At 28.8% G+C, this 9,867-nt stretch carries 8 protein-coding genes and 8 tRNA genes; 2 read left to right on the top strand and 14 right to left on the bottom strand.

Features of this window, described 5'->3' with window-relative positions:
* Positions 1-8: 8 nt before the first annotated feature.
* The 11 genes from NG901_RS13015 to rph all read right to left on the bottom strand — a co-directional run bounded on the left by NG901_RS13015 (position 9) and on the right by rph (position 2,902).
* A tRNA-Gln gene (locus tag NG901_RS13015) sits at positions 9-83 on the bottom strand.
* Positions 84-86: 3 nt separating this feature from the next.
* Positions 87-162: transfer RNA gene (locus NG901_RS13010), tRNA-His, on the bottom strand.
* Positions 163-167: 5 nt separating this feature from the next.
* Positions 168-244, bottom strand: a tRNA-Arg gene (locus NG901_RS13005).
* A gap of 14 nt (positions 245-258) precedes the next feature.
* A tRNA-Gly gene (locus NG901_RS13000) sits at positions 259-332 on the bottom strand.
* A 22-nt stretch (positions 333-354) separates the two neighbouring features.
* Positions 355-430: transfer RNA gene (locus NG901_RS12995), tRNA-Pro, on the bottom strand.
* A 6-nt stretch (positions 431-436) separates the two neighbouring features.
* Positions 437-513: transfer RNA gene (locus NG901_RS12990), tRNA-Arg, on the bottom strand.
* A 232-nt stretch (positions 514-745) separates the two neighbouring features.
* A tRNA-Gly gene (locus NG901_RS12985) sits at positions 746-819 on the bottom strand.
* Between the two features lie 16 nt (positions 820-835).
* A tRNA-Pro gene (locus tag NG901_RS12980) sits at positions 836-911 on the bottom strand.
* Between the two features lie 129 nt (positions 912-1,040).
* Positions 1,041-1,520: a YfcE family phosphodiesterase gene (locus tag NG901_RS12975; protein WP_252215341.1), complete on the bottom strand. Its 480-nt coding sequence runs from the start codon at positions 1,518-1,520 to the stop codon at positions 1,041-1,043.
* 11 nt (positions 1,521-1,531) lie between these two features.
* Entirely contained in the window at positions 1,532-2,149 is a 618-nt protein-coding gene (locus tag NG901_RS12970) for an XTP/dITP diphosphatase (RefSeq protein ID WP_252215338.1), read from the bottom strand.
* A gap of 3 nt (positions 2,150-2,152) precedes the next feature.
* Entirely contained in the window at positions 2,153-2,902 is a 750-nt protein-coding gene (rph, locus tag NG901_RS12965; RefSeq protein WP_252215335.1) for a ribonuclease PH, read from the bottom strand.
* Positions 2,903-3,129: 227 nt separating this feature from the next.
* On the opposite strand from rph, the gene NG901_RS12960 reads away from it, so the two are divergent.
* Entirely contained in the window at positions 3,130-4,776 is a 1,647-nt protein-coding gene (locus tag NG901_RS12960; protein WP_252215332.1) for a hypothetical protein, read from the top strand.
* A 72-nt stretch (positions 4,777-4,848) separates the two neighbouring features.
* On the opposite strand, the gene NG901_RS12955 is transcribed toward NG901_RS12960, so the two are convergent.
* Positions 4,849-6,330 carry an ABC transporter substrate-binding protein gene (locus NG901_RS12955; protein WP_252215330.1) on the bottom strand — a complete coding sequence of 494 codons (1,482 nt, stop codon included), beginning with the start codon at positions 6,328-6,330 and terminating at the stop codon, positions 4,849-4,851.
* 260 nt (positions 6,331-6,590) lie between these two features.
* Here NG901_RS12955 and NG901_RS12950 point away from each other — a divergent pair, with 260 nt between their 5' ends.
* A complete protein-coding gene (locus tag NG901_RS12950; protein WP_252215326.1) occupies positions 6,591-6,890 on the top strand; it encodes a hypothetical protein in 300 nt (99 codons plus the stop codon).
* Positions 6,891-6,950: 60 nt separating this feature from the next.
* Here the strand turns inward: NG901_RS12950 and gatB are convergent, their stop codons facing one another.
* Together gatB and gatA are read right to left on the bottom strand one after the other, a co-directional pair.
* A complete protein-coding gene (gene gatB / locus NG901_RS12945) occupies positions 6,951-8,381 on the bottom strand; it encodes an Asp-tRNA(Asn)/Glu-tRNA(Gln) amidotransferase subunit GatB (protein ID WP_252215323.1) in 1,431 nt (476 codons plus the stop codon).
* A 20-nt stretch (positions 8,382-8,401) separates the two neighbouring features.
* Entirely contained in the window at positions 8,402-9,859 is a 1,458-nt protein-coding gene (gene gatA / locus NG901_RS12940) for an Asp-tRNA(Asn)/Glu-tRNA(Gln) amidotransferase subunit GatA (RefSeq protein WP_252215320.1), read from the bottom strand.
* Positions 9,860-9,867 lie beyond the last annotated feature (8 nt).

Below are 9,867 nucleotides of genomic sequence, written 5' to 3'. Positions count from 1 at the left end.
AAAGTAATTGGCTGGGATGGCAGGATTCGAACCTACGCATAATGGAGTCAAAGTCCATTGCCTTACCGCTTGGCGACATCCCAATATGGGGTGAACGATGGGATTCGAACCCACGACAACCAGTGCCACAAACTGGCGCTCTACCAACTGAACTACGTCCACCATAATGGTGCGTCTTAAGGGATTCGAACCCCTGGCCCACGCCTTAGAAGGGCGTTGCTCTATCCAGCTGAGCTAAAGACGCATATTTTGTTTTAATGGAGCGGGTGATGAGAATCGAACTCACGTAACTAGCTTGGAAGGCTAGGGCTCTACCATTGAGCTACACCCGCATATTTATTTTTTTGTTGTAATTGGTCGGGGTGACAGGGATCGAACCTGCGACCTCATGGTCCCAAACCACGCGCGCTCCCATCTGCGCCACACCCCGAGATAATGGTGCGTCTTAAGGGATTCGAACCCCTGGCCCACGCCTTAGAAGGGCGTTGCTCTATCCAGCTGAGCTAAAGACGCATATTTTGTTTTTTGTATCTCTTGTTACAACGTTTATCATTTTAATTCATAAGGTTTATTCTGTCAAGTTTTTTAAAAACTCTTTTTTGAATTTTCAAAAATCGCTTTAAACTTTTAACCCAAGAACCTTTATCATTATAAATTATTCTCTAAGTTATGTCAAGTAACTTTTTCATTCTCATGTTTAAATTACTTTTAACATTTATCAAGGATTATTAGTTATTAATGTTAATGGAGCGGGTGATGAGAATCGAACTCACGTAACTAGCTTGGAAGGCTAGGGCTCTACCATTGAGCTACACCCGCAATATTACATTTTAATTGGTCGGGGTGACAGGGATCGAACCTGCGACCTCATGGTCCCAAACCACGCGCGCTCCCATCTGCGCCACACCCCGGAGTCATTGTTGTTATCTCCTGACGACAATGACTATTCTACAATATACAAATTAATTCGTCAATACTTTTTTTGAAAAATTATTATATTTTTTTATATCTATACCTAAAATCATCTCTTACATTTTATTCTATATATCAATTTCTTTTAGATAAACACTGGGTTCTAGTCCTTTTTTTATTTCTATAAACCCTATATGTCTCCCCCTATTTCTTGGTAATGATAAACTACCTGGATTCATCAATATTACATCATCATACTTTTCTATCATTGAAATATGTGTATGTCCAAAAAGAGCTATATCTGCTTTTAGCTCTTTTGATTTATAATAAATATTATTTAAACCATATTTAACGCCATATAAATCACCATGAGTAAAAAATATTCTAATACCCTCTATGTCTATAATTCCTTCTTTAGGATATTTATCTTTATAATCACAATTTCCACTTACAATATAAATCTCACCATTAAATTCTTTTGATATTTCTTCTGCATCTTCAACATTATCTCCTAAATGTATAGCAATATCAGCATCTTTTATATATTCACTAGCTATTTTTATATAATTGCTCATTCTATGAGTATCACTTATTACTGCAATTAACATGATTTGCTCCCCTATTCGCTTATCAGATTTAATATTGTGCCTTTTAATTTTTTTAAAGCTATTCCTCTATGACTTATATCATTCTTTTCTTCTAGAGTTAACTCTGCAAAAGTTTTATTTAATGGACCATAGAAAAATAAAGGATCATATCCAAAGCCATCATCTCCCTGTAGCTTTTCTAAAATATATCCATTTACATCTCCAGTTATTGAATAATACTTTCCGTATTCATCAAACATAGCTATTTGACACACAAATTTGGCGGTCCTTTTATTAGTAGGAACATTTGATAATTCTAATAATAATTTTTCATTATTCTTTTTATCATTACCATGCTCTCCTGCATACCTAGCTGAGTATATTCCTGGTGCACCCTTTAAGTAATCAACCTGCAATCCAGAATCATCGCTTAAAATTAAAAAGTCCTTTTCATATCTTGATTTTAATAAATTATATATTTCTTTAGCCTTTTTCTTTGCATTTTCTTCAAATGTACTACCATCTTCTTCTACATCTATATCTATATTTTCTTCATTTAAAGATTTTATTTCAATATTTAGATCTTTTAATAATTCTTTCATTTCTTTTATTTTTTTTACATTATTACTAGCTAAAATAAGTTTTTTCATAATCTAATTATTTCCTCCAGTACCAATCCAAAGAGATTCCATCTTTAATGATTCTTTTTGAACATTAATCATTTGTTTTATTCCCTTTTCTCCTAAATCCAATAACTCATTTAACTCATTTCTAGTATATGGACTCTCTTCTCCAGTACCTTGAACTTCAACAAAGCTACCTTCATCAGTCATAATTATATTCATATCTACTTTTGCTTTTGAATCTTCTTGATAACATAAATCTAATATTTTCTCATCATTAACTATACCAACACTTACTGCTGCAACAAAACTTCTAATAGGATATACCTTAAAAGGTTTTATTTTATGCAATTTATTGACAGCATCAACTAATGCTATAAATGCTCCTGAGATAGCTGTAGTTCTTGTACCACCATCAGCTTGAATAACATCACAATCGATCCATAATGTCTTTTCTCCTAAAGCTTTTAAATCTACAACAGATCTTAATGCTCTTCCTATAAGCCTTTGTATCTCCATTGTTCTTCCATCTATTTTTAATCTTGCGATATCTCTTATCTTTCTCGTTTCTGTTGATCTTGGAAGCATATTATATTCTGCTGTAATCCATCCTGATCCTGTTCCCTTCATAAATGGTGGAACTTTGTCTTCAATAGAAACATTACATAAAACTTTTGTATCGCCTACTTCTATATACACTGAACCTTCTGCATACTTTGTATAATGTCTTGTCACTTTAACATGTCTTATTTGATCATTTTTTCTTCCATCAATTCTCAACGAAATCACACTCCAAACACATATATTTCAAAATTTATTATATTATTATATTGTATATATTTTTACTTAATTTATTAATATTAACATATATAAATAATAGATTGATTTAAAGACCTCTTTAATACCTTTATTAAAAAATTTCACCTTTTATTTAGATTTTATGCACTATTTTTGAATTTAACTCATATTAATTAATAGTATGAGAATTTTTAGAGAGGTGAATATAATTGAGATATATAGGGCCATTTTTTAGAATGAATAGTCTTTCTCAAAAGGAAATTAGTAGTCAGCTTTTTTATTTATCAAAAGAATCAGTAAAAACTATTGTTCTTAATTCAAAATCTGGTCTTCTAATTCCTATTAGAGTTTCAAAAAAATCTTCTTCTACAAATGATATTAGCATATTAAATGACTTTTCTCCACTAATATGTATATATAGGAAATCATCACCTATGTTTATACACAATAAAACTTCACATGGGTTTGACGAATCCACTTTTAAAAAGGAAATAAACCCTTCAACAAATGCTTTAATGACCTTGTGTCTATTGGAGTTAAGTGATTATTATTCTAATTACGATAAAGATAATAGAAATATTATATCTTTCGAAAAGCCATTTAAATATATAGCAAAACAACAGCTAAAATTCTATTCAAAAAACCTTCGAAATAATGAGGGCGTTTTTGTTGATAAAAAAAATACGTCTGATGGAAATTCTAAAGGTTTTAATCTAATAGATAAAAATGATAAGTTCAAATTCTGTGACCAAGCTTTTATGATGGCAGCTTATTACTTATATTCTTTTTATAATAAATCTGATGTCGACAGTAATGATTATGAAAGATTTTCTAATGAAATTTTATGTGTATTAAGAGATTATAAAGAATCTCTTTACGACTTATCATTTGAAGAAAACTTAAATATTTTATTATGCTTAAATATTTTTTACAAGTATTCAAAAAGTTCTACAGCTAAAGATCTAATATTAGACTTAAGTGATTTCTTGATAAATAGGTTTATGATAAAGGACTATTATGTAAATTCATTAGAAAATTGTTGTTTATTAGCTATATGCTTAATGGAATCTTACAAACATACAAATATAATTTCTTTTAAAGAAACTAGCAAAGAAATTAATGATAAATTATTAAGTCTATATGATAATGATAAAAATATGTTTATTAAGCTTACAGATAAAAAAGAAACTAAGTATTCTTGCTTAGAAATTAATCTTTATTTGTTATCTTTAATGATCTATTCAAAAGAAGAAGATAAAATATCAGAATTAAAACCTATTATATCTAACATATATAGAAAACTTTATGTGAATAATAATCTGTTAACAAGTTGGCCTGAAGCTCCAACTTTAGATGAAGTAGAACGCTATAAAAATTTAAGCTTAAAATCTGATGATATGCTAGATGAAACTTATTTTAGAATGCCTAACTTACCTACTCCAGAAAGTAATGGCTTAGCCCCTATATTTGTTAAAAACTTAAGTTATTCTAGAAAAAAAGATTGTTTTACAGTACCTAAAGTATCTTTTGATTCAAATAAAAACATGTTTTCTTTTCTACTATTTATATATTTTCTTAAAGACGATATTGAAAAAGAAATGGGATTTAGTAAAACTAAAACAAATATAACTGACTGCAGAACTACAACAGATATTAATGATGTAGTGAATAATGAAGTCATTAATTCATCAGAATTAAATAATATTGAAATAGAAGATGTTGATGTTAGTACAAACTTAAATTTAAAAGTTCCTGATTCTCCAAAATTAACAACTAATCTAAATAAAACAACATCTGATTCAGATGCTAAATCAAAAAAATCTTCTAAAGACAAATCTAATAATAAAAAAAGTTAATACAGTATTGTAAAATATATAAGGCTATATCATTGATGTATTACCAGTGATATAGCCTTAATCTATAATAAACTATTTTATAGATGAAAAATCCATATTTCCATTACCATCCATTTTAATATTTGATATTTTTTTAGAATACGCTATGTTTTCATTATAAAATATCAATGGCACTATTTTATATTCTTCAAAAATCTTATTCTCTAAATTTAGATATACATCATCATTGCAATTATTAGATAATAAAATTTCTTTTTCACTATCACTCATGTAATTAACAAATTTTTTATAAAATTTATCTTTATCTAAAATATTTGCTTCATTATTAATTAGTATCATATCATATCTTTTTTGTAATTCCTCATCATTAAATTCATCTTCTTTTAATAAACTATACTTTATGGATATATCTGTGTTTTCGTCAAACCACTTTTCTATAACCCTACATAACTCTCTGTTAATGCTATTGTCTCTACATAATATAGTAAGTACTTTTGGGGGAGACCACTCCTCTTCCTTATTACTTATTACTTTTCTTGTTTGTAATTTAGTTAAGTCTTCTTTATTTTCTCTAAAATAACTACCTTCAGCCAACTCAAATGATTTTTCATTTGAAGAAGAATAATCTTCCATAGATTCTGATATATACTTATATATTTCTCTTCTGCCTTGTAAAGAAATATTATTTTTATCATTTATGTATAAATACACACCTGTATCTTTGGGCATTGTTATTAAACTTCCATCATTACTTAACTTATTTAATTGGCTTTGCGGTGGATTTATAACAATATCTCTTTCTCCAATTTCAAATGATGCCATAGACAATTCTACATTACTATCATTTATTAAATTTATAACTCTTCTATTTCCATCATTGCTATTTGATTCTAATGTTATTTTATCATCCATAAATGATGTTATTTTATAATCTCCACTATAAATCACTTCATTATAATTCTTTTTAATATTTTCCCACATAACTAAGTACTTTCTTAATCTATATTGTGGCTTAGTTAATTCGCTTAAAAATTTATCATTTTTAGCATTAAGTCTTATAATGACACTGTTATCTTTAGATTTTATTGCAACTCCTTTTTCAAAAGTAGTTTTCCCATCTTTAAATTCTCTAGCACCATAAACATCTAATAATGCATGTATATTTTCTTCATCATCCTCTTTTAGTAGTTCTCTAAAAAACACAATTACATCACCTGAAGTTATTTTGCTTCCATCACTCCAATATATATTATCATCTATCTTAAATTCATATTCTATTTCATCTTCACTTTTAATTATTTCTTTAGCTAAAGAGGGCAATATATTATTATCTATATCCTTTGAAACTAAACCTTTACTAACAGCACAAATTATATCTTCATTTCGCTTAGATAAGTTAGTAACAGTCTTTAAATTATCCGGTATATCTTCTACTCCATAATTGATAATATCATCACCTTTTTTATCTGATGAAACATTATCAATCTGAATAAATCCTAATAAAAAAGCACCTATGATAAAAATTAAGGATATAGGTAACAAGTATTTTTTCAATGTTAATAACCTCCTTACTCTTATAATATACATAATTAAATTATTAACATTTTATTTAATTTATAATCATTAATATTTATAATTAATTTTATTGCACTATCCATCTTTACTTATGCATATATCATATATTATGCTAAAATAGGGCATTATATTTAAAATACATATTTTATCATTTTTGTTCTACTATACCATAAATATATATTTAAAATAAATATTCTATTATGGTATAATATTACCATATTTTATTGGAGGTTTTTAAAATGAAATTTTTAACGGCTACATTTCTAATAGTTGCAATACTATTCATGTTCGTTTTTATGTTTATAGGAATATGGTTATTTATAGTAGCAATAAAATCACATAAACAATTACGATATCAAAACTATATATTAGAAAAGATCTGTCAAAAGCTTAATGCATTATCTAATAAAATGTATTTTAATGAATCCATAAAAGATAATCCAAATTATTCAACAGATGATTTTGATTTAAATCAAACTACTGAAGACAGTGACTATGATGATATATCTAGTTTTGATAAATCCGAAGAATTAAAATAAGAAAAACCTACTATGAAACATCTTATTTCATAGTAGGTTTTTTACCTCTAATAGTTTTTTCTATCTTTTCTCTACTTCTTCAGTAACTAATTTGTTAACAATTCCTGGGTTTGCTTGACCTTTAGTTTCTTTCATTACTTGACCAACTGCAAATCCAAGTATTCTAGTTCTTCCACTCTTGTATTGTTCAATAACTTGAGGATTTTCATCAAGAACTTTATTAACTAATTGACGAATAGCATCTTCATCATTATTTTGTTTTAAGCCTTTTTCATCAATTATAGTCTTTGGTGATTTTCCTTCTGCAAACATATCATCAAGTACTTTTTTACCTATAGCACTTGATATAGTTCCGTCTTTTATTACTTCTATTAATTCTGCTAAATCTTTAGGAGAGAATTTTAAATCTTCTACCCAAGTACTTTCTTCTTTCATAAGTCTTGAGATATCTCCCATGATCCAATTTGATGCTGCTTTAGGATCTCCAGATAATTTAGCACATTCATCAAAATAATCTGCCATTGAATCTGTAAGCGTTAATACATGTGCATCATATTTAGGTAAACCATATTCTTTTACAAATCTATCTGCCTTTTGATATGGAAGTTCTGGAATAGTAGCTCTTATTTCTTCAATCCATTCATCAGAAACATTTAAAGTTACTAGATCTCCTTCTGGGAAGTATCTATAGTCATTTGCTTCTTCCTTACTTCTCATAACTATAGTTTTATTGTTTGTTTCATCCCATCTTCTAGTTTCAACACTTAAAGCTTCTCCATTAGTTACAGCTTCAACTTGCCTGTCAAATTCGTAATTTAATGCCTTTTCTAATGCTTTAAATGAATTCATATTCTTAATTTCTGATCTTATACCAAATGGTTCTGTTCCCTTTTCTCTAATAGAAATATTTCCATCACACCTTAAAGAACCTTCTTCCATCTTACAATCTGATATTTCAGCAGAACTTAATATGCTTCTAAGCTTTGTAAGATATAGTGTAGCTTCTTCTGGAGTTCTAATATCAGGTTTAGATACTACTTCTATTAATGGAACGCCTGCTCTATTAAAATCAACTAGTGTACCTCTTTTAGTATGTAGTAACTTACCTGCATCTTCTTCTATATGAATTCTTTCTATTCCGATTCTCTTAACTTCTCCACTTTCAAGTTCAATATCAATATATCCATTTCTACATATTGGTAATTCATCTTGTGTTATTTGATAATTCTTAGGACAATCTGGGTAGAAATAATTCTTTCTATCCATTCTCCCAACTTTAGTTATTTCACAATTTAAAGCTAATCCTGCTTTTATTCCTAGCTCTAAAACTCTTTTATTTAATTGTGGTAATGATCCTGGAAGACCTAAACATACAGGACAAACATGAGTATTAGGTTTTCCTCCGAATTCTGTTGTACAACCACAGTATATTTTAGTATTAGTTAAAAGTTCAGCATGAACTTCTAATCCTATGACTGATTCAAATTCCATTGTTTCTTCACTCCTTACCCCTATAGATTTGGATGCATTTCATGCCATTTAGTTGATTGCTCATAGCTATATGCAAGGTTAAATAATGTATCTTCTTTAAAATAATTACCCATTATTTGAAGTCCTACTGGAAGACCATCAGTAACTCCACATGGAAGTGATATTGCTGGAATACCTGCTATATTTACAGGAACAGTATAAATATCCCCTAAATACATCTCTAATGCATTTTCTGTTTTTTCTCCAATTTTATAAGCTGGCGTTGGTGCTGTTGGTGATATTATAGCATCAAAATCTTTGAATATATTTTCAAATTCACCTTTTATAAGATTTCTAACTTTTAATGCTTTCTTATAATATGCATCATAATATCCTGCTGATAATGCATAAGTACCAAGCATTATTCTCTTTTTAACTTCTTTTCCAAATGCTTCACTTCTTGATTTAAAGTATACATCAACTGCATCTTCAACACTTTCACTTCTATGTCCATATCTTACTCCATCAAATCTAGCTAAATTTGATGATGCCTCTGCACATGCTAATAAATAATAAGCTGATATAGCATAATCTGCTAATGGAAGTGATACTTCTGTAATTTCTGCACCATTAGCTTTGAATACTTCTAATGCATCATATATAGCTTTTTGAACCTTAGGATCTAATCCATCTTTGAAAAATTCCTTTGGTAATGCTATTTTCTTTCCTTTAATATTTTCTGATAAAGAGTCTTCATAATTAGGTACATTTATATTAGCTGTAGTAAAATCTCTATGATCAACTCCTGATATTACTTGAGTTAATAAAGCGCAATCTTTAACATCTCTTCCTAATGTACCAACTTGATCTAAAGTAGAACCATAAGCTACAACTCCACTTCTTGAAACTCTTCCATATGTAGGTTTTAATCCAACTATTCCACAAAAAGATGCTGGTTGTCTTACTGATCCACCAGTATCAGTTCCTAATGCTAAAGGAATTTCTTTTGCAGCAACAGCAGCAGCGGAACCACCTGATGATCCACCTGGTACTCTATCTAAATCCCATGGATTTCTAGTTATCTTGTAAGCAGAATTTTCAGTTGATGAACCCATTGCAAATTCATCCATATTTAACTTACCTAATATAACTCCACCTTGTGACTTTACATTTTCAGAAACTGTAGCATCGTATGGTGATATATATCCTTCTAATATCTTAGAAGCACAAGTATTTTGCATATTCTTAACGCTTATATTATCTTTAATTCCTAAAGGTGCTCCCCCTAGTACTCCAATATCTTCACCCTTACTTAACTTTTCATCCAATACTTTCGCATCATTTAATGCTTCTTCTTCTGCAACATATAAAAATGCATTTACTTTATCATCTATATTTTTTACTTTTTCTAAATGAGCTTTAGTAACTTCTTCCACTGAAGCTTCTTTTTTAGAAATTAAGTTCTTTAATTCATGAGCTTTATAATTTGTAAAATCCATATTTCACC

Origin of the sequence: Clostridium sp. CMCC3677, assembly GCF_023845585.1 — a bacterium.
Taxonomy (GTDB): Bacteria; Bacillota; Clostridia; order Clostridiales; family Clostridiaceae; genus Clostridium; species Clostridium aquiflavi.
Note: the sequence above shows the minus strand (reverse complement) of the source record. Positions and strands in the feature narration are given on the sequence as shown.

Excerpts from the sequence above, each read along its gene's own strand:
- NG901_RS12975 (WP_252215341.1), bottom strand. The coding sequence starts at position 1,520 with ATGTTAATTGCAGTAATAAGTGATACTCATAGAATGAGCAATTATATA.
- gatB (WP_252215323.1), bottom strand. The coding sequence starts at position 8,381 with ATGGAATTTGAATCAGTCATAGGATTAGAAGTTCATGCTGAACTTTTA.
- gatA (WP_252215320.1), bottom strand. The coding sequence starts at position 9,859 with ATGGATTTTACAAATTATAAAGCTCATGAATTAAAGAACTTAATTTCT.
- NG901_RS12970 (WP_252215338.1), bottom strand. The coding sequence starts at position 2,149 with ATGAAAAAACTTATTTTAGCTAGTAATAATGTAAAAAAAATAAAAGAA.
- NG901_RS12950 (WP_252215326.1), top strand. The coding sequence starts at position 6,591 with ATGAAATTTTTAACGGCTACATTTCTAATAGTTGCAATACTATTCATG.